Source organism: Vibrio sp. Isolate33, from assembly GCF_022397895.1.
In the GTDB taxonomy this organism is placed as follows: Bacteria; Pseudomonadota; Gammaproteobacteria; order Enterobacterales; family Vibrionaceae; genus Vibrio; species Vibrio pomeroyi.
On the sequence record NZ_JAKEUP010000002.1, the window covers coordinates 437,148 to 461,157 of the forward strand.

21 protein-coding genes are annotated in these 24,010 nt (G+C 45.2%); 7 read left to right on the forward strand and 14 right to left on the reverse strand.

The window, feature by feature from the left end; genetic code table 11:
- Positions 1–158 precede the first annotated feature (158 nt).
- The 3 genes from L1D37_RS05290 to L1D37_RS05300 all read left to right on the forward strand — a co-directional run bounded on the left by L1D37_RS05290 (position 159) and on the right by L1D37_RS05300 (position 3,719).
- Positions 159–749 carry a TetR-like C-terminal domain-containing protein gene (locus tag L1D37_RS05290; RefSeq protein WP_210473111.1) on the forward strand — a complete coding sequence of 197 codons (591 nt, stop codon included), beginning with the start codon at positions 159–161 and terminating at the stop codon, positions 747–749.
- A gap of 17 nt (positions 750–766) precedes the next feature.
- On the forward strand, positions 767–2,641 hold the full coding sequence (locus L1D37_RS05295; protein ID WP_239847149.1) for an MFS transporter: 1,875 nt from the start codon (positions 767–769) through the stop codon (positions 2,639–2,641).
- Positions 2,642–2,798: 157 nt separating this feature from the next.
- Positions 2,799–3,719 (forward strand): putative sulfate exporter family transporter, encoded by a 921-nt coding sequence (locus L1D37_RS05300; RefSeq protein WP_239847151.1) that lies wholly within the window; start codon positions 2,799–2,801, stop codon positions 3,717–3,719.
- Between the two features lie 106 nt (positions 3,720–3,825).
- Here L1D37_RS05300 and L1D37_RS05305 read toward each other — a convergent pair whose 3' ends face one another.
- The 7 genes from L1D37_RS05305 to L1D37_RS05335 all read right to left on the reverse strand — a co-directional run bounded on the left by L1D37_RS05305 (position 3,826) and on the right by L1D37_RS05335 (position 11,516).
- The gene (locus L1D37_RS05305) at positions 3,826–3,990 is read right to left on the reverse strand and encodes a hypothetical protein (protein ID WP_008220662.1); all 165 of its coding nucleotides are present in this window, start codon (positions 3,988–3,990) and stop codon (positions 3,826–3,828) included.
- Positions 3,991–4,140: 150 nt separating this feature from the next.
- On the reverse strand, positions 4,141–5,574 hold the full coding sequence (gene menE / locus L1D37_RS05310; protein WP_239847152.1) for an o-succinylbenzoate--CoA ligase: 1,434 nt from the start codon (positions 5,572–5,574) through the stop codon (positions 4,141–4,143).
- A 52-nt stretch (positions 5,575–5,626) separates the two neighbouring features.
- Positions 5,627–6,634, reverse strand: coding sequence for an o-succinylbenzoate synthase (gene menC, locus L1D37_RS05315; protein ID WP_239847153.1), 1,008 nt, complete (start codon positions 6,632–6,634; stop codon positions 5,627–5,629).
- Positions 6,635–6,708: 74 nt separating this feature from the next.
- Positions 6,709–7,575: a 1,4-dihydroxy-2-naphthoyl-CoA synthase gene (gene menB, locus L1D37_RS05320; protein WP_010439547.1), complete on the reverse strand. Its 867-nt coding sequence runs from the start codon at positions 7,573–7,575 to the stop codon at positions 6,709–6,711.
- Between the two features lie 102 nt (positions 7,576–7,677).
- Entirely contained in the window at positions 7,678–8,478 is an 801-nt protein-coding gene (gene menH / locus L1D37_RS05325; RefSeq protein WP_176681762.1) for a 2-succinyl-6-hydroxy-2,4-cyclohexadiene-1-carboxylate synthase, read from the reverse strand.
- A gap of 9 nt (positions 8,479–8,487) precedes the next feature.
- Positions 8,488–10,212, reverse strand: coding sequence for a 2-succinyl-5-enolpyruvyl-6-hydroxy-3-cyclohexene-1-carboxylic-acid synthase (gene menD / locus L1D37_RS05330; RefSeq protein WP_239847154.1), 1,725 nt, complete (start codon positions 10,210–10,212; stop codon positions 8,488–8,490).
- The gene (locus L1D37_RS05335; RefSeq protein ID WP_239847155.1) at positions 10,209–11,516 is read right to left on the reverse strand and encodes an isochorismate synthase MenF; all 1,308 of its coding nucleotides are present in this window, start codon (positions 11,514–11,516) and stop codon (positions 10,209–10,211) included. The genes menD and L1D37_RS05335 overlap by 4 nt, the downstream gene beginning before the upstream one ends.
- A 296-nt stretch (positions 11,517–11,812) precedes the next feature.
- On the opposite strand from L1D37_RS05335, the gene L1D37_RS05340 reads away from it, so the two are divergent.
- The 3 genes from L1D37_RS05340 to L1D37_RS05350 all read left to right on the forward strand — a co-directional run bounded on the left by L1D37_RS05340 (position 11,813) and on the right by L1D37_RS05350 (position 15,200).
- On the forward strand, positions 11,813–13,048 hold the full coding sequence (locus L1D37_RS05340) for a pyridoxal phosphate-dependent aminotransferase (RefSeq protein WP_107899290.1): 1,236 nt from the start codon (positions 11,813–11,815) through the stop codon (positions 13,046–13,048).
- A gap of 168 nt (positions 13,049–13,216) precedes the next feature.
- Positions 13,217–13,801: a 5'-deoxynucleotidase gene (yfbR, locus tag L1D37_RS05345; RefSeq protein ID WP_239847156.1), complete on the forward strand. Its 585-nt coding sequence runs from the start codon at positions 13,217–13,219 to the stop codon at positions 13,799–13,801.
- A gap of 55 nt (positions 13,802–13,856) precedes the next feature.
- Positions 13,857–15,200 (forward strand): anti-phage deoxyguanosine triphosphatase, encoded by a 1,344-nt coding sequence (locus L1D37_RS05350; RefSeq protein ID WP_239847157.1) that lies wholly within the window; start codon positions 13,857–13,859, stop codon positions 15,198–15,200.
- A 26-nt stretch (positions 15,201–15,226) separates the two neighbouring features.
- Here L1D37_RS05350 and L1D37_RS05355 read toward each other — a convergent pair whose 3' ends face one another.
- Entirely contained in the window at positions 15,227–15,826 is a 600-nt protein-coding gene (locus tag L1D37_RS05355; RefSeq protein ID WP_239847159.1) for a DTW domain-containing protein, read from the reverse strand.
- Positions 15,827–15,835: 9 nt separating this feature from the next.
- On the opposite strand from L1D37_RS05355, the gene rrtA reads away from it, so the two are divergent.
- A complete protein-coding gene (gene rrtA, locus L1D37_RS05360; protein WP_239847160.1) occupies positions 15,836–16,384 on the forward strand; it encodes a rhombosortase in 549 nt (182 codons plus the stop codon).
- Here the strand turns inward: rrtA and L1D37_RS05365 are convergent.
- The 6 genes from L1D37_RS05365 to clpP all read right to left on the reverse strand — a co-directional run bounded on the left by L1D37_RS05365 (position 16,375) and on the right by clpP (position 23,921).
- On the reverse strand, positions 16,375–16,674 hold the full coding sequence (locus L1D37_RS05365; protein ID WP_017110083.1) for a ComEA family DNA-binding protein: 300 nt from the start codon (positions 16,672–16,674) through the stop codon (positions 16,375–16,377). The two genes, rrtA and L1D37_RS05365, sit on opposite strands and share 10 nt — an antisense overlap.
- 225 nt (positions 16,675–16,899) lie before the next feature.
- Positions 16,900–18,765 carry a peptidylprolyl isomerase gene (gene ppiD, locus L1D37_RS05370; RefSeq protein ID WP_239847161.1) on the reverse strand — a complete coding sequence of 622 codons (1,866 nt, stop codon included), beginning with the start codon at positions 18,763–18,765 and terminating at the stop codon, positions 16,900–16,902.
- A gap of 219 nt (positions 18,766–18,984) precedes the next feature.
- Positions 18,985–19,278: an HU family DNA-binding protein gene (locus L1D37_RS05375; protein WP_012604504.1), complete on the reverse strand. Its 294-nt coding sequence runs from the start codon at positions 19,276–19,278 to the stop codon at positions 18,985–18,987.
- Between the two features lie 170 nt (positions 19,279–19,448).
- Entirely contained in the window at positions 19,449–21,800 is a 2,352-nt protein-coding gene (lon, locus tag L1D37_RS05380) for an endopeptidase La (RefSeq protein ID WP_017060619.1), read from the reverse strand.
- A 132-nt stretch (positions 21,801–21,932) separates the two neighbouring features.
- Positions 21,933–23,213, reverse strand: a complete 1,281-nt coding sequence (clpX, locus tag L1D37_RS05385; protein WP_009847283.1) for an ATP-dependent protease ATP-binding subunit ClpX — start codon at positions 23,211–23,213, stop codon at positions 21,933–21,935.
- 81 nt (positions 23,214–23,294) lie between these two features.
- A complete protein-coding gene (gene clpP / locus L1D37_RS05390; protein WP_004736080.1) occupies positions 23,295–23,921 on the reverse strand; it encodes an ATP-dependent Clp endopeptidase proteolytic subunit ClpP in 627 nt (208 codons plus the stop codon).
- Positions 23,922–24,010: the final 89 nt, after the last annotated feature.

Here is a 24,010-nt window from a genome sequence, read left to right on the forward strand (position 1 = left end):
ATCATACTCGTTAACAAAGAACAATGAAATATTCACGGTGTTTACACATGTATCATAATATTGCGGCTATTAATTGGTTACTTAATTAGCGGAAGGATTGACGGCTATCGGGGAGGGCATTAAAATATTGAACGATGTTCATTTACTAGAAACTAATCATGGCACGCAGAAACGATCACACTCGAGAACAATTAGTTCAGCTGACTTTAAAGACAGTGACAGACTTTTTAGACCAGCACTCTTATCACGAGTTAAGTCTACGTAAAATTGCCAATATGATTGGTTACGTTCCTAGTACATTGGTGAATGTATTCGGCAACTACAACCTACTGCTTTTGCACGTTGTTGCTCAAACATTAGATGAACTGGCGTCTGAATCAGCAGCCGCAGTTGAACAATCGAGCAACCCTCAGCAAGCTCTATTCAACCTTGCTTACTGCTACCACGACTTTGCACAAAAACACCCTCACCGTTGGCAGCTTATTTTTGAGCACAACATGAATGGTGAAAACCTTCCTGAATGGCAATCGAATCGTATCGATAAAATGACAGGTATGCTTGAGCAGCTTCTAGTGGCTATCGCTCCCGAACATACAGAAAGTGAAGTGGTTAAAGCCAGCCGTGTATTATGGTCTGGAGTACATGGAATTACTCTACTTAGCGTTGATGATAAGTTTTTCGCTTCTGAGCCTATCGATGGTAAAGAACTGATCAATAACCTAGTCTCAAACTACCTAACCAACTGGTAAGCATCCAAGGAAAGAGAATGAACAACAGCAGCCAATCTTCGCTGTTAACGCAAAAAAGGTTCCTACCCTACTTTATTACCCAATTTCTGGGAGCCTTTAATGACAACATATTCAAAAATGTTCTGTTACTGTTTGTTGCTTTCGCAAGCGTAGACACGCTGCCTATCTCAAGTAATTTATTCATAAATTTGGCTGCAGGCCTGTTTATTCTGCCCTTCTTCCTGTTTTCTGCTTTGGCCGGTGTGCTGGCTGATAAATACGAAAAATCTTGGTTTATCCGAAAAGTTAAGCTCCTTGAAGTAGTGATCATGTCACTGGGTGCGATCGGGTTTATCTACGAAAGCTATGGAATACTACTACTACTGCTGTTTCTAATGGGAACACAAAGTGCCTTCTTTGGCCCTGTAAAATACGCCCTACTTCCACAACAACTAGAAACAAAAGAGCTCGTTTCTGGCAATGCTCTGGTTGAGACAGGTACATTCCTAGCGATTCTGATTGGTACTCTTGGTGCTGGCATTATTGCTTCAGAAGAAGGCGCTAAGCTTATTGCTGCGGTGTGCATCGTGTCATTCGCGGTTCTTGGTTACGTATCAAGCTGCTTTATCCCTGAAGCGCCAAGTAACGCCCCTGATTTGAAAGTGAAGTGGCAGCCAGTAAAGCTGACCCGAGCAACACTTGCGATTGCCAAAAAAGACCGCCCTACTTTCCAAGCGCTGATGTCTATCAGCTGGTTTTGGTTCCTTGGTGCGGCTTACCTCACTCAATTCCCAAACTTCACTAAGCTGCACTTAAATGGCACAGAAAGTTCGGTCGCCTTTTTATTGGCACTGTTCTCGGTGGGTATTGCCATCGGTTCTTTAGCGTGTGACAAGTTATCCAATCATCGAATTGAAATAGGCATCGTGCCAATGGGCAGCTTGGGGATTTCAGTATTTGGTCTATTGATGGCGATATCGATTCCTGAATCGCTGCCTGATTTCGGATCATTCCACCAATTCGTCACCCACTCAGAACTTTGGCCACTGTTTGCTTACTTGTTACTGCTCGGGATATCTGGCGGTATCTTTATTGTTCCTCTGTACTCCTTGATGCAGTTACGAGCAAAGCCAGATGAACGAGCGCAAGTCATTGCCGGACTCAACATCTACAACTCACTGTTCATGGTGGGAAGTGCTGTACTAGGCATCGTTTGCCTGAGTGTGCTTGAGCTTTCCATTCCACAGCTGTTTGTATTGCTCGCAGCGGGTAACACCTTGGTGATGCTGTACCTGTTTTATCAGGTACCTATCTATGCGTTCCGCTTTTTCACTTGGGTGGTGACTCACACCATGTATCGTGTAAAGCATAAGAACCTGCATCACCTGCCAGAAAAAGGCGGGGCGCTAATCGTCTGTAATCATGTGAGTTATATGGATGCATTGCTGCTGAGTGCGGTTTGCCCACGTTTGATTCGCTTTGTGATGGAAGAAGATTACACCAAGTTACCGCCGATTCGACGCTTCTTGAAAAGAGCTGGGGTTATTCCAATCTCCGCGACCAATCGCGGCTCTATTCGTAACGCTTTCAAAGAAGTGGAACAAGCGCTTCATGAAGGTCACATCGTGTGTATCTTCCCTGAAGGTAAACTCACCTCTGATGGTGAAGTGGCAGAGTTCATGCGTGGCATGGAGCTGATTATTAGACGCTCTCCTGTCCCAGTGATTCCAATGGCACTTAAAGGCCTTTGGGGCAGCTACTTTAGCCGCTTCAAAGGACGTGCATGCAAAGGGCTACCAAGCCGTTTCTGGACTAAGTTAGAGATTGAAGCTGGTGAGCCCATTCCACCGAAAGAAGCGACGTGCGAGACACTTCGTCAATCGGTTGCTAAGCTCCGTGGATCGCTACGATAACTCGTTGAACTCACGCTTTTTTAAGCCAAATTCATAGCTATGAACAAACGTTTAGTTTTTCTTAACGTTTGTTCAATTCATTTAGACTTACTTATCATTAAGTTAAGCGTATAGTCTTCGCTATGCTGCCATAACCAGAAACGACAAAAACAATATAATGAAAATGAATAAGTCCATTCCGTTTTATCTTGCTGCTCTATTTTGCTTAACCCCATGGGTAAGCTCCCCTACTGCGCTGGTTATCGGCTTTCTGCTTGCGAGCTTAGGCTTGGTGCCTGAGAACGTAGAGGTTGGCAAATTGACTAAAAAGCTTCTGGCCTACTCTATTGTCGGCTTAGGTTTTGGTATTCAATTCGAGAAAGCGCTAGCAGTAACAGGCGACGGTATTGGCTTGATCATCACTACCATCATCGGCACGCTAGTGATTGGCTGGTTCTTAGCGAAACGTATGGGGCTAGATCGAACCACAGGCTATCTTATCTCTTCTGGTACAGCTATTTGTGGTGGTAGCGCGATTGCAGCTGTAGCGCCAGCCATCAAAGCAGAAGATGAGCAGATTGGTTTGGCGTTAGCTACCGTCTTCGTACTGAACTCAGTGGCGCTGTTTCTATTTCCAATGATTGGCCATGCGCTTGAATTAAGCCAACAGACTTTCGGTACCTGGGCGGCAATCGCGATTCACGATACCTCTTCGGTTGTGGGTGCAGCATCAGCTTATGGTGAGGAAGCACTGACTACCGCGACAACACTTAAGCTAGCGCGTGCACTTTGGATCATCCCAATTGCTTTAGTCAGCGCAATGATCTTCAAGAGCGATCAAAAGAAGATTACTGTTCCCTACTTCATTTTCTTCTATTGTGCGGCTATCGCGGTTAGTGACTTATTGCCACAGTTTGAAATGGTATATCAAGGGATATTTGACGTGTCTAAGCGTGCGTTGGTTGTGTGTCTGTTCTTGATTGGCTGCGGCATCTCAGTAGAGAAACTGAAAGCGGCCGGACCAAAGCCATTGATGTTTGGTATTTCGATGTGGGTGATGATTTCTACAGGTTCGTTAGCTTGGTTAACCCTCGCTTAATCTCGCGAAAACTGAATCTCTCACAAAAATAGCGCACAACAAAACAAAAAGGCAAAGCTCGTATGGGCTTTGCCTTTATCGTTTGTCATCTATATTGACCAAACTACTATTCAAACAGGGGCTTATCACTCTTCTTGCTCTCTCTTTTCATCAAAACCAATACCACAACTAACACGAACGCGGTGAGTTCAGCTAACGAGCGTGTCAGCCCTGACGATGTTATCGCTTGGCCTATCTGCAGTAATACCGCAATGATGAGCGCAATTTTCATAATAAGACCTTATTCTATAATCCGTTATTTATGTGGCTTATTATGATGGATGGTTATAAAGATAATAAATTCTGTTTTGAACTATCTAATTGCTAAATTAACTAACTGCCTTCCAACTTAGTAAATCGACTATTTTCTTTCAAGAAACGCTTACTTCGAATTCCTATGTTGAGACAACCAAGATACCAATCCTGCTCTAGATACCTTAATACCCTGTTGGTCTTGCTCTGGCATGCGGTAGTATTCGATTGGGAACTTAAATCGCTCTAGACTTCCTTGTAGCTGCTCTGCAAACCACTCTTTGGTTGGCACTTCATCACAGTCCACAATAGCTAGTGGTCTAAAACCAAATTCGCTGTCTTCAACGGGTACGATAAAGGCTTGCTTAACCTCGGGCAGCTGATTGAGGGCGCGCTCAATTTCTTCACAGTGAATATTCTCACCGCCAGAAATAAATTGATTGTCGGCTCTGCCAATAATCGACACTTGCTCGCCATCCCACAGGCCAAGATCTTTACTGTCAAACCAACCGTGCTCGTCCACCAATGGTGTTAATTGACCTTGATGGTAATAACCGGAAGCGAGGGTATCACCTCCGATATAGATGCGTTGGTTTTCAATTTTCAGTTGACGATGATTAAGCACAAAACCAGCAGTGCTGCTTGCATCAACAGGCTTTGCCGTCACCGTTGAGGCTGCTTCTGTCATGCCATAACCAAGCCAAGTCTCGATCCCCATTTGCTGAGCTTCAAGACCAAGCACTTCTGGAATATGACTTCCTCCTAACAGCACATGAGTTAAAGTAAGTGCTTGCTTACCCTTTAATAACCTATGCAGTTGCGTAGCGACCAACGAAGCATGGCTACAACCTTCGATGTCTGATTCAAGCTTACCAGACCCTATTTTGATACAACCACCAGCAGCCAGCCAACGATGAACAATTGCCAGCCCTGACACATGGTACATAGGTAAGCTAAGCAGCCAAGTATCCGTAGCTTTAAATTGAAATACATCCAGTAAACCGACAGCAGAACATAGGTGTTGTTCAAGTGTGTGTGCCACCGCTTTCGGGTTTCCAGTAGAGCCCGAGGTAAATACGATGCTTGCGAGATTTTGAGGATTGAAACTAGAAGGTTCTGACGTTGCTATTAGCTTGTCATTACCATCTAGATCATTCAAACAAGGTAAGGTAAGTAACTGAGTGTTTGGCTCAGCAACGTCTGATTGATTTAAACTACCGCTCTCTAACAACCATAGATAACGTCTATCCGATGGACTATACAGCGATTCAAGCTTTTGCATTAAACGAGCTACAGGCTGAGGCATAGTGAACGCACAAAGCACACCCAAATTTAGCGCCGCAAGATAAACGGGGATCACTTCAGCTTGATTCTTACCAACAATGGTCAGCACATCGCCTTGAGAAAGGCCTTGTTCAGATAGATGTTGTTGGTACTCACTCACTAACACCACGACTTGCAGCCAAGTGTATGCGCGATTAGGAATCACTAACGCAGTTTGATGTGGGTTCTGCTGCGCCCACTGTACCCAAAGTGGGTGATGATTAGATTGTGGGCGCATCATAAGATAACCAAGTTATAGATTGAAAACTGACTAAGCCAACCGAACAGTCGGCCTAAGAAGACCAAATCAGTTGCTGTTGTTCAAGAGTAGCAACAGGAAGTTGGCAACCCGGCCATGACACTTCTAGCTGTTGTTGATACAAGCCAATTGTATCAAGCCCCGGCACTTCATTAGGTAAGTATTGCTGTGCTAATCGCGCAATCTGAGTTAAGCCAAGACTCGACTCAATGCTTGAACTTAGAACGGGCTTAATACCAAGTTGCTGTGCGCGTTTAATGATTGCCACACAGCGCTCTACCGAGCCAATCAAGGTTGGTTTAATCACAACCGCTTTAACACCAGTCAGATCACTGAGATCAAACTCTGGGCTTCTTACCGCTTCTTGCAGGGTTTCATCCCACGCAATTGCAACGCCGTGGTCGATGGCAAATGCCAAGCTGTCTTCAGGCTTTTGGCAAGGCTCTTCAATAAAGCTAATACGCTGACGCAATGAAGGCGAGATGTACTTGATGAACTGCTTCGCTTTTTCAGGCTTCCACGCGCGGTTAGCATCAAGTCTTAGCGTTAAATCAGGAATCGATTCAAGGAATAAGCTCACCAGCATGCCATCACGGATAGCTTCATAAAGGCCGACTTTTACTTTAGCGACCTTCTCGCCTTCCATCTCATTAAGCACAGGAATAAGTTCATCAGGGTCACCGGTACATAAAGGGGCAGCTCGGTAGTTACCTTCTGCGTTAAGTTCACCTCGGAGCTCCATCAATGCCATTGAAAAGCCAAACGCAACTGACGGATATAACTCCTCGAATGAGGTGTGAGGCTTATTGTGGCTCCAAAGCTCTAATTCGTTTTGCAGCTGAATACCGGCCTGCTCAGCATCTTCTTGGCTAAAGCCCGGCAGAGGCGCAACTTCACCAAAACCAGTCTTACCATCACACTCAAGTTGGATGATGTAACCAACGCGCTCGTTCAGCTTATTGTCACGCAGCACCACACCGCTATCCATAGGTAATTGATAACGGTAGAGTTTAGCGTGACGCTGGGAATTCATTGAATTCATAAGATTTCCTAAAAAACGGGAACATCAAAACAAAACGAGCCGCTATTTAGCGACTCATTTTGAAGAGGATAAAGCTATGGATTACGCGGGAATTTGTCGAAATCAGGTCGACGCTTCTCGTTAAACGCATTGCGGCCTTCTTGGCCTTCCTCTGTCATGTAGAACATCATAGTTGCGTTACCTGCTAGCTCTTGCAGACCCGCTTGACCATCACAGTCAGCATTAAGAGCGGCTTTCAAGCAACGTAGAGCCATTGGGCTGTGTTGAAGCACTTCACGACACCAACGAACGGTTTCTTTCTCTAGGTCAGCAACAGGAACAACCGTGTTCACCAAACCCATATCCAATGCTTCTTGAGCATCGTAGAAACGACATAAGAACCAGATTTCACGCGCTTTCTTTTGGCCAACGATACGAGCCATGTAAGAAGCCCCCCAACCGCCATCGAATGAACCCACTTTAGGACCAGTCTGACCGAATTGCGCGTTTTCAGCAGCAATAGTAAGGTCTGCCATCATATGAAGAACATGACCGCCACCTACAGCCCAGCCAGATACCGCTGCGATAACTGGTTTTGGACAAGTACGAATTTGACGTTGGAAATCAAGTACGTTCAAGTGGTGTGTACCTGAATCATCTTGGTAGCCGCCGTAGTCACCACGGATACTTTGGTCACCACCAGAGCAGAACGCCTTCTCACCAAGACCCGTTAAAATGATTACGCCAACCTTCTCGTCATAACGAGCATCAGCCAGTGCATTGATCATCTCTTTTACGGTTTGTGGACGGAACGCATTGTGTACTTGAGGACGAGCAATCGTGATTTTCGCAATACCGTCATCAGACTTATGGTACTGAATATCTTCAAATTGACTGCTTTCATCGCGCCAGTTAACGGCTGCGTAAAGTTCTTCTTCTGTGATGCCTACTGTTTTAGCCATGGTGATTCCCATTGTTCTATTAGAGACCACGACTAACGAATAGTCGTGACGGTGTTGCTCTGCTTTTGATAGTGCTTGATACGAGAGAACCGCTCAGTCAGTTTAGCGACGACTGGCGATACATTGAATAATCAGATTTGAAAACAACTCTGGTTGCTCGAAATGAACATTATGACCAGCGTAATCAACCTGACTATATTCAAAGCCACTATTCTCAGCTAGCTCCATGAATTTACGATCTTTTTCACCACACACATAATGCAATTGATGCTCATGAGATTTCAATGTGGCACGTAAATCCGGTTGCTTAGCTAACGAAGTAGATAACAACATATTTGCTACGGATACTCCAAGGTTACCACTACGCTTTATGACCAAAGTTTGTCTTTGCTCATGATTTAGTGAAGAAAAGACGCTTTGTTGATACCAATCGTCTAAAACATCTTCAATCGACTGCTGCGCGAAGCGAACGGCCCATTGCGTATCATGTACTAACCTTTGTGCTCTTTCTTCATCACACTCCAAGCCAAAGTTGCCACCTTCGATGATGACTTTCTCTAGGTTAAGAGTTTCGAAGCAAGGGCTTGTTACCCCATACATGGCAAGCCTTCCACCCATAGAATATCCAATCACCACGATAGGATAATCGGCAGGAAGATCATTTGCTGCCAATTGATAAGTAATGCACTGAACTATCTTGGTACAGCAATGATCAAAGCCTACAGGGTCGATAAAGCGACTTTGTCCGTGTCCGGGCAAATCTATGCAAAGACGAGGAAAATCCTCGAGGAAGGGGTGGCATGCACTCCAATCATCCCCGCTTCCGAGTAAACCATGTAAAAAAACAAGCAAAGGTTTGTCAGAAGATTCTTGTACTGCTGGGTAATAATTGGAGTAAAGCATGTAAAGTCCTTAGGCTAATGCCTCAGTGAGCATTGAGCTGAATTGCTTCAGCAAAGTAGACGCTTGTTCGGGAGGCGTCTTAACTTCTACGAGCAAGGTACCCTGACCTTGTTCGAAATGTTGTTCGATGAGCGTTTGATAGCAATTCAAGGTTTCTGGCGCTGCATAACCAAGCTGGAATAGCGCAGCAGCATGTTCAAAATTGAAACCATGAGGCATTTGATATAGCGATTGTTTTTGTTGCTCAGGAACCGGCAACAAATCAAAGATTGCCCCACCATCGTTATTGGTGACCACAATAACCATTGGCGTTGTGTTGTGAGTGAATAGCGCTAGCGAATTTAGGTCATACAACAAAGAGGTGTCGCCAATCAGCATCATCAAAGGATTCTGGTTAGCTTTCATCACGCCCGCAGCGGTTGCCACCAAGCCATCAATGCCCGATGCACCGCGGTTGCTGTACACTTGAGTCGCAGATATTGATGACAACATATCCACCAGCCTTACCATCAAGCTATTTCCCACAAACAGCTCTCTGCCCTTAAGTCTAGACGACAAGTCAACGGCAACGCTCAACTCTGTCAGTTGGTCGTTATTAGAGATTTGTGCCAACGCTAACTGATGAACCGTATTTGCTACTTCCACTAAAGGCGTCGCCCAACCAGCATGTTCACCCAACAAGCTTGGTAAATGCTGCTCTGATAGCCATTGTTCGATGTTTGCAACGATATGAGTTTGAGGCAAATGGTCTTGATTAATACGGTGAGAATCTGGTGAAACCACAACGTATTGCAATGAGTGAAACAGAGCGGCTTGCGCCTTTATCCATTGGTTAAGACGCTTAGAAACGATACGCTCGCCAAACTGAAGAATAAAATCACACTGGCTAAGCTGCGCTTTGGCTACGTCACTTTGCATCCATAAATCATAGTGTTGGCAATCACTGTTTACACCCGATTGAGGGTCACAGAAGATAGGCCAGCCCAGAGCAGAAGCAAACTGCTTGGCTTTGGTTGCGGCTTCGTTATCGATAGAGCCAATAATTACCGCACCTTTTTGTGCAACATAATCACTCGGCGCAATAGGCTGCACATTCAAATGATTGGCTAGATATGTATTGGAATAAAGGCTTGTTGAGGCTCTCCACCCTGCCACACTCTTGGTGTAGTCCGCATACATATCAGCGTTGTTGTTCGAATAGAGCGGCTCTGGGAATGGACAGTTGATGTGAATAGCACCGCCAACATTGCGTTGTTTCGCCAGTGCGTTATCAACTGATGTCAGTAGCCAGTTCAAAGACACTTGCGTAGTTGGACTTGGAAGGTTGAGCGACGTTTCGACATGGGAGGAAAAGATACCCTGCTGCTGAATCGCTTGGTTAGCACCACAATCGACTAAATCGATAGGTCGATCAGAGGTCAGTAAAATCAGCTTCTCTCGTGTTAATCCAGATTCAGCGGTCGCAGGCAGAAGGTTAGCTACGGCAGTCCCCGAAGTCACAATCACCGCAACTGGTTTGTTGCTGGCTTTTGCTAAGCCGAGAGCAAGAAAGCCGAGCCCACGCTCATCAAAGTGCGTGTGTAAGGTGAGCTTAGGGTTAGCTTCGGCTTCAAGTGTTAATGGTGTTGAGCGAGAGCCCGGCGCGATGCAAACATGTTCAACACCGCTGCGTACGAGCTCTTCGAGTAATGTGTTACACCAAACTCTGTTTAATACGGCTTGGTCGTGATTCATGATGCCACACCCAGTGGTGGGTGATCTGAAATTAGGCTCAATAGAGTCGACATTTTCTTGTTCAATTCTTGCCACTCATGTTCGGCAACCGATCCTGGCACGATCCCCGCGCCCGCAAACAGTTGTACTTGATCGTTTACAACCAATGCACTTCGAATTGCCACACAGAACTCCGCACGTTGATGGCTAATATAGCCTACTGAACCTGCATACCACCCTCTCGCAAACGGTTCGTGTTCCAGAATGAAGTCCATTGCTTCTTTACGTGGTAAGCCAGCGACAGCCGCAGTTGGTTGTAATGCAGCAAGCAACTGGACGCCGTTAACACCGTTATTAAGCTGTGCGTGAATATTACGCTTGAGATGCTGAACCTTACGCAGACGCACCAGACGCGCCTCTTTCTCTACGTGTACCGATTGAGAATGGGGAGTCAGACGCTCAATGATGTCGTCAACTACATACTGGTTCTCATTGAGGTTCTTGGTGTCTTGTGAAAGCCAGTTTGCTAGCTCCATATCTTCGGTAGCGTTTTCTCCGCGACCAATGGTTCCAGCGAGCGCTTCGGTGTCGAGCTCAGTGCCATGTCGACTATATAAGCGCTCTGGCGTCGAACCGATAAAGCTGTGTTTAGAATCCAACACCAACATAAAGTGAAAGCTGTGGTGATTTTGCAGATAGCTGGCTTTAAGGAGTTGAGCTGCACAAATAGGCGCATCAAGCTGGAGCGTGGTTTTACGCGCTAAAACGACCTTCTTGTACTCTTCATCACTAATACCTTTTAGAACTTTCTCAACCAATCCGCCCCACTGCTCCCTTTCTGGAACGTGGTTAATCTCTTCAATATGAGCAGATAACGGCGTCAATATCGCCGCTTCAACAGATAGCTTATTTAAGGCATTGATAGAAGCAACGCGATCAGGAGACAAGTTGACGGCCAGCGACCAAGTGTTGTCAAAGCGGATCAATTCAACCTGAGGAAGGAAGAAAAACGATTCCATGCAGCGGCGATTCTTTGCGGTGTGCCCGTCAAATGAACGACCACCCCAGATGCGTTGGTCTTCACCTAAAATCGCATACGCGGGTGCTGGGTCTGAAAATGTATGTAACTGCCCGAGCGCAACAACCTCTTCACGAGTGTCGCGTGACTGCCAGTAGAACTTAGGAAAGAGCGGTTGAGCATGAAGCCATTCAATAAATGCAAACGATGGTTTTTGCGTTAGAACTTCAACACAACGAACTTCGCTTGCTTGGGCATTTTGTACTCGCTCAATCAAAGCGGAGATAGTTTGCTGGAAATGTGACAAATCGACCTCGTTCACATCTAAATTATTATTATATTAGTTTGATACTTTAAGGAGAGCACCCACTTAGATCAAGAATGTACTGTATCTTTTCAACATTCCTGTGATTTTAAGCGATCCTACCCCTTTATTCATCTTAGCCAATAACCAAGAAAGCGATTAATTAAAATTTAGAAAACAGTGACAACAAAAAGACCAAACGTGACACTGAAATGCGACATTCATCAGATTTTTATTCTATCAAACGCCATTTTGCGGTACTTTAATAAAGTATTTAAATTAATTTCAGGAAATCGGCAATGCAAAATATCGGGATGTCGTCAAAACTCAACAGCGTATGCTACGAAATCAGGGGGCCTGTACTCAAACATGCTAAGCGCATGGAAGAAGAAGGGCATAAAATACTAAAGCTTAATATTGGTAACCCCGCCCCATTTGGTTTTGACGCCCCTGATGAAATCCTTGTTGACGTAATCCGTAACCTACCGACATCTCAAGGTTACTGCGACTCAAAAGGCATCTACTCAGCCCGTAAAGCGGTTGTTCAACACTACCAGAAAAAAGGCCTACGTAACCTTGACGTAGAAGACGTTTACATCGGTAACGGTGCGTCTGAGCTTATCGTTATGTCTATGCAGGCGCTACTGGATAATGGTGATGAAATCTTAGTTCCCGCTCCAGACTACCCACTATGGACAGCTTCAGTGGCACTTTCTGGCGGTACTCCAGTTCACTACATGTGTGATGAAGATGCCGACTGGTACCCAGACCTTGATGACATGCGCGCGAAGATCTCTCCAAAGACTCGTGGCATCGTTCTTATCAACCCGAACAACCCAACGGGTGCGGTTTACAGCCGTGATTTCCTACTGCAAGTTGTCGAAATCGCCCGTGAACATGGCCTAATCATCTTCGCTGACGAAATCTACGACAAAGTACTTTATGACGGTGCTGTACACACGTCAGTAGCAACGCTAGCTGAAGACGTATTAATGGTCACGTTCAACGGTCTGTCTAAGGCTTACCGCGTATGTGGTTTCCGTGGTGGTTGGATGTTCTTAACGGGTCCTAAACACCTAGCAAAAGGCTATGTCGAAGGGCTAGAGATGCTTGCCTCGATGCGTTTGTGTGCCAACGTACCAATGCAGCACGCTATCCAAACGGCATTAGGCGGCTATCAGAGTATCAATGAGTTGATTCTTCCTGGTGGTCGACTGCTTGAGCAACGCGACCGTGCGTGGGAGTTGATTAACAAGATCCCTGGCGTTTCTTGTGTGAAACCAAAAGGCGCGATGTACCTGTTCCCTAAGATCGATACCAAGATGTACAACATTAAAGACGATCAGAAATTCGTACTCGACTTCCTGAAACAAGAGAAAGTGTTATTGGTTCAAGGCACTGGCTTCAACTGGCCTAAGCCGGACCACTTCCGTATCGTGACTTTGCCACACATTGAAGATCTTGAAGTGGCGATTGGTCGACTAGAGCGCTTCTTGCAAACTTACAGCCAAGACGATCTTATCGACGCTAAGTAAACACTACAAGAGGTGGCTACAATTTGCTGTTTTAAAAGACTTTAACTTGTATTCATTCACTTCTATGCTTAAAAGGCTCCTGTTTAGGAGCCTTTTTTGTATCCGCTGTCTCGTACTGTTTGTGGCAAACACAAGGTACGAGTGGAGCACTCTCTAGATAGGACATTTATGAAACAGAGCCATTTCTTCGCCCATCTCGCACGCATGAAGCTTATCCAACGCTGGCCTTTGATGCGCTCAGTCTCAAGCGAGAACATTTCAGAACATAGCCTACAGGTCGCTTTCGTTGCCCACGCCTTGGCACTTATCAAAAACAAGAAGTTTGATGGCAAACTCAACCCAGAACACATAGCCCTACTCGGTATGTACCATGACACCAGTGAGGTACTGACTGGCGACTTGCCAACCCCCGTTAAATATTACAACCCAGACATAGCCCAAGAGTATAAAAAGATAGAGGCCGCAGCAGAGCAAAGATTACTTTCGATGCTGCCAGAAGAGTTTCAAGACGACTTCGCACCTTTCTTAATTTCAGGAACAGCAAGCAAAGAAGAACAAAGCATCGTAAAACAAGCTGATACCATCTGTGCTTACCTCAAGTGTTTGGAGGAGCTCAGTGCGGGCAACCATGAGTACGAGCAAGCCAAGCGCCGACTGGAAGAGACACTCGAACAGCGTAAAAGCGCAGAAATGGACTACTTTCTCACCACATTTGCGCCGAGTTTTGAATTATCACTAGACGAGATAAGCTAGCTGGGTATAAGTTGTTTTTAATTAGCTAAATAAAATCAATTTGATAGGTGCTATTTTGAATTCTCAACTCGAACCACCCTTTGTACTCGAACAAGAATGGCAACATCGAAATGACGATGAACATAAAATAAGACGTGACGATCACCGCAGCCCATATCAGCGTGACCGCGCGCGTGTGCTTCACTCTGCTGCTTTCCGTCGCCTACAAGCTAAAACCCAGATTCATGGCACCACAGTGAACGACTTTCACCGTACACGCCTCACCCACTCGCTAGAAGCCGCTCAGCTTGGCACGGGTATTGTCGCTCAACTTAAGAAGAAACAGCCCGAATTCAGAGACCTATTACCTTCAGACAGCCTAATTGATTCTTTATGTTTGGCGCACGATATTGGTCACCCTCCCTATGGGCATGGCGGTGAAGTTGCACTCAACTACATGATGCGCGATCACGGCGGCTTTGAAGGCAACGCCCAAACATTTCGTATTGTCACTCAGCTAGAGCCTTACACTGAACATCATGGGATGAACCTATCTCGACGCACGCTACTGGGATTAATTAAGTACCCTTCACTGCTCAGCCAAGTCCAAGCTAGAGTGCAGTCTGAACCTGTAAAGCATCAACGTCAGTTAAGAGCAAAAGATTGGATGCCAGCAAAAGGCATCTACGATCATGACGAAGAGCTGTTCAATTGGGTGCTTGAGCCACTCTCAGCTAACGACCAACAGCTTCTCAAACAGAAAAGAAAATCGCACACCGAACCTCTTGAGCACAATAAAACCAAGTACAAGTCACTCGACTGTTCCATCATGGAGCTTGCGGACGACATCGCCTACGGTGTACATGATTTGGAAGATGCGATCGTGCTTGGTTCAGTGACTAAAGCGCAGTGGGTTGAATCGGCTTATCCGCAGTTAAAAGATATGGCTGATCCGTGGATCTGTGAACACCTAGACTCCATCACAGAGATGTTGTTTTCTGGCGAGCAGTACCGCAGAAAAGATGCCATTGGCGGGATTGTTAACGCGCTGCTGACGAGTATCTCGATTAAGCCCGTTAATGAAAGTTTTGAGAACGCACTGCTTGCCTACAATGCCGTGCTTGAACCAAGCATGGACGCCACGCTTGATAAGCTGAAACACTTTGTCAGCGAGTTCGTGATTCAAGTGCCACAGGTTCAGGTGATCGAATACAAAGGTCAGCAGATCATTATGGATATGTTTGAGGCATTCAGCGCCGATCCTGAACGTCTGTTGCCACTACCAATCAAGAAGCAGTGGCTACTACATGACGATGAATCAAGAAAGATGCGCGTGATCGCCGATTACATCTCATCGATGACCGATGATCTTGCGCAGAAAATGCATCAGCAACTGTTCTCAGCACATACCGAGTTTTAGTTGCTGATTAATTCGACTAAAGCAGCTTAATCTAGGTAGTTTTTCTCAAATACACCGGGCGGCATTTGATTGATTTGAAATTGAATCATTTGGTCAAATGCCGTTAGCAGCGGGCTAAAATCTCGGTCGCCCTCTAGCAAGCTCAACAAGTGGTATCCGGCTTCTACCGTCGACAAGCTGTTTTCACTCGGCGCCTTACGAATGCGATAGTTACCTTTCAGGTTTTTGGGTAAGTGAACGGTTTCCAACGCGTGCAAGTTACTCGACACCTGCCACATCTTAAATGCCTTCTTCCACGTGCCATCCAATAAAATCACACGCATTTTTTTGCTTGGGCGTGTTGCAGACTCAACAGACACAGAGTGCTCACTTGGGTACAAAATCACGTGTTGGTAATCTTCATCGGCCAGCAATTCGTTCAATTTTGTATTATCAGAGAAGTCCTCCCCAACAAGCGTCACGCTGTTTTTTAGAGATAACGAGAGAATACGCGCGGTTCCCATCGGGCGATGCTCTTCTGATGGGTGCTGAAGAATGATAAGCTCAACGTTCGATTCTAGTGGCGTAACCCACTGACAAATACAAGCTTTCAAAGCCTTGCTGCATTGGCGGCAATAACGAGACATGGATTTAATGTGTACCCTGTTTTAATTTTCACTTCACTTTTATGCGTCTTATTCCAACTAGAGCCAGTCCAAGCCTGGGTAGTTTGGGATAACAATGCGATTGCCGATGGGCAATGGTGGCGGATCCTAACAGGAAACTTTTCACATACCAACTACTCGCACCTTGTGATGAATCTAGCAGGCTTGTGGATCATCAGCTATTTGTTTCAACCGAGCAAAAAACAGCTTGTTGTTGCTTTGCTTGTGATTAGTTTAGTCACGGGATTAGCGTTATTGCTGTCGAGCATTCAAATTTATGTGGGATTGTCGGGGACTTTGCATGGGCTGTTTGGTTTATTCGCACTCAAAGAAGCGTTAAACGGCAGAAAATCGAGTTGGCTGTTGGTATCAGGATTAATAGCTAAGATAGCGTGGGAGCAGTTCGTCGGCCCTTCTAGTACGACTGGCGAGCTGATTAATGCTCGCGTCGCGATTGAAGCCCACCTAGCAGGAGCACTGACCGGAGGCTTCATGGCTGTCGTTTTATTTATAACGAATAGAAAAACGAATCAAAGCTGAATTCTTTCACGGTTCTTTTCGACCGTGGCTTCACCTATCCCTTTCACGTTAACCAGACTGTCAGCAGTGGCAAACTCACCGTTCTTCTCTCTGTAATCAACAATCTCTTTTGCTTTCTTATCGCCCACACCTACTAATAAGGCTGATAGCTCTTCTGCTGTCGCTGTGTTGATGTTTACCGTGATTTCAATGCCATCGTATAGCTCAGCTTTAGTTGGGCTATCAGCAAACACTGCAGAGCTGAGGGTAATAAGAAATGAAAGAAGTAGTGTTGAATATATCGCGTGCATAAACTGTTCCTTTGTACAAAAAAGGTAACTTATGTATTTGCCGCTGCAGATAACACAAACGCCAGATAAAAATAAAGCGGGTCACCGAAGTGACCCGCTTTGTTATACATCTTGTTTGCATCAGCTTGTTTGTTGGCTCACAAATCTGAATTGGAGCTTAACAACCATATATTGATTCTCAGTAGTAAACTCTAACTTGAGCTTGCTACTGAGGTAATCAAACGCTTACTGACCTTGACCCACTACGTAGTATTCAACGTCTGCATTTTTGCGCAGTACGTTTAATACGTTAGTTAGATCTTGTTGGTTACCAACTCGCTCTAACTGAGCACCGATTTGAGTGCTGTAAGCTGGGTTGATTTCAGCCGTCACTTTAGAAAGCTCAACAACGACGATGTTACCGTCTTGGTCTTTAGATTGACCAAATACCGCTTGGCCTTCTTCTGGTTTCGCTAGAGCGAATACAGAAGCTGCTAGTGGAGAGTTACGGTCAATAGTTTCAAGTTCAGTGAACTCAAGGTTGTTGTCCGCAAGCACAGCTTCATTGCCAGCTTTAAGTTCGTTCACTAGAGAAACACCTAGCTCAACCGCTTGTTGCTCTGCTTGTACAGCAGACAGCGCAGCCACAACTTGATCTTTCACTTCAGCTAGAGGAAGAACAGTCTCGTCACGAGTCTCTTCTACACGAACAACAATCACGTGCTCAGGAGCCACTTCGATAACTTCAGAGTTTAGACCGTCTTCTTTCACTTCAGGGCTCAAGATTGCTTGCATTACTGCAGGCGTCATCAGAACTTCTGGCGCATCAGCTTGAGAGATGAAATCAGTCGTCGTAATTTTCGCATTAATCGCTTCAGCAGAATCGTCTAGAGAATCTGGGAACTCAAACGCTACTTTTTCAAGTTCAGTTTGTTGCTCGTAGAACTGATCAACGGCATGTTGGTCTAGAAGCTCTGTCTTAATCTCTGCCGCTACTTCTGCGTAAGGCTGAGCTTGAGACGCTTTTAGTTCGTCTAGCTTGATGATGTGGTAGCCGAAATCAGATTTAACTAGGCCAGTCGTGTCACCGATATTCTCAAGAGCGAAAGCCGCGTCTTCGAATGCTGGGTCCATAACATCACGTTCGATCCAACCTAGGTCACCGCCAACGTCTGCACTGCCGAAGTCATCAGATTTCTCTTCCGCTAGCGTAGCAAAATCAGCGCCGGCATTTAGTTCGTCTAGGATAGACTGAGCTTTCGCTTCGTCATCGCCTTGAACTAGGATGTGGCTAACTTTACGTTGCTCTTCAGTTGAGTACTTGTCTAGGTGCTCTTGGTAGTATTTCTGAGCTTCTTCATCGCTTACTTCAAGCTGAGACTTAAGTGCTTCAGCAGAAAGCTCAATGTAAGATACCTTAGCTTGCTCTGGACGAGTGTAAGCTGCTGGATTCTCTTGGTAGTACTGTTCGATCTGTTCGTCAGTTAGCTCGATGCCTTTCGCAAGGTCAGCAACAGACAGTGTCACTGTACGGATGTCACGAGTTTGAGCAATCAGTTTACTTTGCGTATCGATTTCGCCTTGAAGAACAAATTCACTGCCTTGAAGTGCAGTCACAAGCTGGTTGCGCATTAGGTCACGACGCATGTATTCAGCGAAGCTTTCTGCGCTGAAACCTGCACGACGTAGTGCTGATTGGTAAACTTCTTGGTCGAATTGACCAGCCGTTTGGAACTGAGGCATTTCTAGAATCATGGTACGGATTTGAGAATCACTGATTCGTAGGCCTAGAGACTCTGCTTGCTGCTCAAGTAAAACGTCGTTGATCATGCGATCAAGAACTGATTTACGGAAAGACTCTACGTATGCAGGGTCTGCAAGCATTTGAGCGAAGTAATCACCAAGTTGAGATTGCATGCGATTACGTTCGTTTTGGTAAGCTTGTTCGAACTCACCACGAGCAATTTCTGTGTTGCCAACTTTAGCTGCTGCGTTGTTACCGCCACCGGTGATGTAGCTGCCTACACCTGCGAATACGAATGACAGGATAATCAACCCAAGGATAATTTTTACCGCGATGCTATTCACGCCTTCGCGTAATCGATCCATCATAATTTAAGTGCTCTCCGGATATGAAGCATTGGCTTCAAAATAAAAATCTATTCACGCGATATTATCAGAAAAAGAAATGCGCATCAGTAGGATGCGCATAATTTAAATAAGTTCAATGTGCTTTGCACACTTACTGTTTAAGAATGAAACATCATTTTTCAAACAGTAAACGCATTTTACAGCCTTCCCCTCGCAAAACCGAGGTTTCAGCCGTAGAAATTAGTTACATGCGTCTTTAAGTGCTTTACCCGCTTTGAAGCCAGGTACTTTAGCTTCTGCGATTTGGATCTCTTCACCAGTTTTTGGGTTACGACCTGTACGAGCAGCACGAGTACGAACACTGAAAGTACCAAAGCCAACAAGTGCAACTTGGTCGCCTGATTGTAGCGTTGTGCCAACTGCTTCGATGAAAGCGTCTAGAGCGCGACCAGCTGAAGCTTTAGAGATGTCTGCGTTTTCTGCGATTGATTCTACTAGTTGTGTTTTATTCACTGTTTTTCCCCTATGTGTCATCTGTGACTACTTCTCGATGACTGTACGTTCCATTTTGGTTTTAATTTAGCCGCAAGCCTTATTGCAAAAGGGCTGCCGCTTTAGTCAAATAACTTAGCGTCCAAAAAAAACGCTGACAAGCCTTTTCGAGCCTATCAGCGTAATTCTTTACTTATTTTTGCTATGCATCACTATTTTTTCACGTCAAACTCGACCCCTGACGGATCTCGTTCTAGCGCGACTTTCAGTACTTCATCAATCCATTGGACCGGGATCACCTTCAGGTCAGCGATTACGTTGTCTGGAATCTCTTCCAAATCACGTTCATTGTCCTTAGGAATCAGTACAGTTTTGATGCCACCACGGTGCGCAGCAAGCAGTTTTTCTTTCAAGCCACCGATAGGTAAAACTTCACCACGAAGGGTAATTTCACCTGTCATACCGACCTCTGCTTTAACCGGGTTACCCGTCAAGCTAGAGACAAGTGCAGTACACATTGCGATACCCGCACTCGGGCCATCTTTCGGTGTAGCACCTTCCGGTACGTGAACGTGAATGTCGCGTTTTTCGTAGAAATCTGAGTTGATACCCAGTTTTTCAGCACGAGAACGAACCACAGTCATTGCCGCTTGAATCGACTCTTTCATCACGTCGCCAAGTGAGCCAGTTTGCGTTAGCTTACCTTTGCCCGGCATTGCTTCGGTCTCGATAGTCAGTAGATCACCACCCACTTGAGTCCACGCTAAGCCAGTTACTTGACCAATACGGTTGCTTTCATCCGCTTTACCAAAGTCGTGACGTTGAACACCTAAGTACTCTTTCAGGTTATCAATGTTAACCGTTACAGACTTAAGGTCGCTGTCTAGCAAGATGTTCTTCACTGCTTTACGACAGATCTTAGAGATTTCACGCTCTAAGCTACGTACACCCGCTTCACGCGTGTAGTAACGAATGATGCCGATGATTGCAGAGTCTTCAATCTCAATTTCATGAGGCTTAAGACCGTTGCGTTGAACTTGCTTGTCCAGTAAGTGGCTCTTAGCAATGTTCAGCTTCTCATCTTCTGTGTAACCAGATAGACGAATCACTTCCATACGGTCCAGTAGAGGCCCAGGAATGTCCATCGAGTTCGATGTTGCCACGAACATAACATCTGACAGATCGTAATCTACTTCTAGGTAGTGATCGTTAAATGCGTTGTTTTGTTCTGGATCTAGTACTTCTAGAAGCGCTGAAGACGGGTCGCCACGCATATCAGAAGACATCTTATCGATCTCATCTAATAGGAACAGGGGATTCTTAACACCAACTTTGGACATCTTCTGGATTAGCTTACCCGGAAGTGAACCGATGTACGTACGACGGTGACCACGAATCTCAGCTTCATCACGAACACCACCAAGTGCCATACGTGTGTATTTACGACCCGTTGCTGCAGCAATCGAACGACCTAGCGAGGTTTTACCTACACCAGGAGGACCAACAAGACAAAGGATTGGACCTTTTAGCTTATTGATTCGGTTTTGTACTGCCAAGTATTCAAGAATACGTTCTTTAACACGCTCTAAGCCGTAGTGATCTTCGTTTAAGATCTCTTCCGCTTTCGCTAGATTCTTTTTAACTTTTGAACGCTTAGCCCAAGGAACGCCCACCATCCAATCAATGTAGCTACGTACTACTGTTGCTTCAGCAGACATTGGCGACATCATCTTCAGTTTTTGCAATTCTTGCTCAGTTTTTTCACGAGCTTCTTGAGGCATCTTAGAGTCTTCGATCTTCTTCTTCAGAGTCTCGAATTCATCAGGTGCGTCGTCCATCTCGCCAAGTTCTTTCTGAATCGCTTTCATTTGCTCATTCAGGTAGTACTCGCGCTGAGATTTTTCCATCTGCTTCTTAACGCGGCCACGGATGCGTTTTTCAACTTGCAGGATGTCAATTTCTGACTCCATTTGGCCCATCAAGAATTCCAGACGTTCTGTCACATCTAAGATTTCTAGAACGTGCTGCTTGTCGACCAGTTTAAGTGGCATGTGCGCAGCAATCGTATCAGCAAGGCGAGCTGCCTCATCAATACCGTTCAGAGATGTTAGAACCTCTGGTGGGATCTTTTTGTTCAGCTTAATAAAGCCTTCGAATTGATTGATCGCGCTGCGAACAACCACTTCTTGTTCTTTTTCGTCAAGTTCTGAGGTTACAACGTATTCTGCGTCCGCTAAGAAAAACTCACTTTCTTTGAATTGGTGAATTTTTGCACGCTGTTGACCTTCGACAAGCACTTTAACAGTACCATCAGGGAGCTTTAGTAACTGAAGAATGGTAGCGACAGTACCTACTTTAAATAGGTCGTCAATTGAAGGCTCATCAGTGTCCGCTTCTTTCTGCGCTACAAGTAGTACTTGTTTGTTAGCTTCCATTGCCGATTCAAGGCAAGTAATCGATTTTTCACGACCAACAAACAATGGAATAACCATGTGTGGGTAAACCACTACATCACGTAGAGGTAGCACGGGGATTTCGATACGCTCGGAACGTTCCAAGTTCATATATTTCTCTCTTCCGCTTTAACTTATAAAGCAGTATATGGGGCTTAAACGACTGGATTCAATGGAAGAATAAAAAAAAGGAGGTAATTGCTTACCTCCTTTTTCAATTTGAGTGACTTGTCTAAAAAAGACCTACTCTGCAACAGCTGCTTGGTTATCTGAGTTGCTGTAAATTAATAGTGGTTCTGACTCACCATTAATTACCGACTCATCAATCACAACCTTGCTTACATCAGTTGAAGATGGCAGTTCGTACATAGTTTCTAGTAGAACACCCTCCAAGATAGAACGTAGACCACGAGCGCCCGTTTTACGGTTCATTGCTTTCTTAGCAATGGCACGTAAAGCGTCTTCACGGAATTCTAGCTCTGTATCCTCAAGCTCAAATAATGCAGCGTACTGTTTTGTCAGTGCATTCTTTGGCTCACAAAGGATTTGGATTAGCGCTTCTTCATCAAGCTCTGTCAGTGTTGTTGTAACAGGTAGACGACCAATGAATTCTGGAATTAGACCATACTTCACTAGATCTTCAGGTTCTACTTGAGTGAACAATTCACCGATAGTTTTGGTTTCGTCTTTTGAACGCACTTCTGCGCCGAAGCCGATACCTGAACCTGTTTCTACACGTTGTTCAATCACTTTATCTAGGCCTGCAAATGCACCACCACAGATAAATAGGATCTTAGACGTGTCCACTTGCAAGAACTCTTGCTGTGGATGCTTACGACCACCTTGAGGTGGAACTGAAGCAACTGTACCTTCAACAAGTTTTAGTAGAGCTTGCTGTACACCTTCACCAGACACGTCACGCGTGATTGATGGGTTCTCAGCTTTACGAGAAATCTTGTCGATTTCATCGATGTAAACAATGCCGCGTTCCGCTTTCGCTACGTCGTAATCACATTTCTGAAGCAACTTCTGGATGATGTTTTCAACATCTTCGCCCACATAACCGGCTTCGGTTAGTGTTGTTGCATCTGCCATTGTGAAAGGAACGTCTAGGAAACGAGCCAGTGTTTCAGCAAGTAGTGTTTTACCACTACCAGTAGGACCGATAAGAAGAATGTTACTCTTACCTAGCTCTACGCCTTCAGCCGTTGTATCACCATTGCGTAAACGCTTGTAGTGGTTATATACCGCAACTGCTAGCACTTTTTTCGCGTATTCTTGACCGATTACATAGTCGTCAAGATGCTCACGAATCTCACGCGGCGTTGGCAGCGATTCAGATTCTTTCTTAGGAAGAACATCTTTAATTTCTTCACGAATAATGTCGTTACATAGATCGACACATTCATCACAAATGTAAACAGAAGGACCTGCGATTAACTTGCGAACTTCGTGTTGGCTTTTGCCACAGAAAGAGCAGTAAAGCAGTTTACCGCTACCACCCTCTTTGCTTTTATCTGTCATTCGCTAACCTCTTAGCCTTTACTCTCTATGCTTGAGTGTATATCAATTTGAATCACTTTGCGTTAAACAATTGCCCTGCAATTATTGGCCGCGGTGATTAAGAACTGAATCCACTAAGCCGTATTCTACTGCTTGATCAGCAGACATGAAATTGTCACGATCAGTATCACGCTCAACAACTTCTAGAGGCTGACCAGTGTGCTCTGCCAATAGTTTGTTTAGCTTTTGTTTGATCGTTAGGATCTCTTGCGCGTGAATTTGAATATCAGACGCTTGGCCTTGGAAGCCGCCAAGTGGCTGGTGAATCATTACACGTGAGTTTGGAAGCACGTGACGCTTACCTGGAGTACCACCCGCTAGTAAGAATGCACCCATAGAGCAAGCTTGACCCATACATACTGTGCTCACGTTTGGCTTGATGAACTGCATTGTGTCGTAGATAGACATGCCTGCTGTTACGCTACCGCCAGGTGAGTTGATGTAAAGATAGATATCTTTGTCTGGGTTTTCTGATTCCAAGAAAAGCAGTTGAGCCACGACAAGATTTGCCATGTGGTCTTCCACTTGACCTGTTAAGAAAATGATACGTTCTTTTAATAGACGAGAATAAATATCGTAAGAACGTTCACCACGGGAAGTCTGTTCAACCACCATAGGAACTAGTGCGTCCATAATCGATGGCATTGTATTTTTTTCTTGGTAGCTCATATTCTTATGTCCCTAAAATAAATGGCCCGAATGATTAAATCATACGGACCATTGTTAGCAGAATTGTTGACCGTACGTCAACCTTCTAC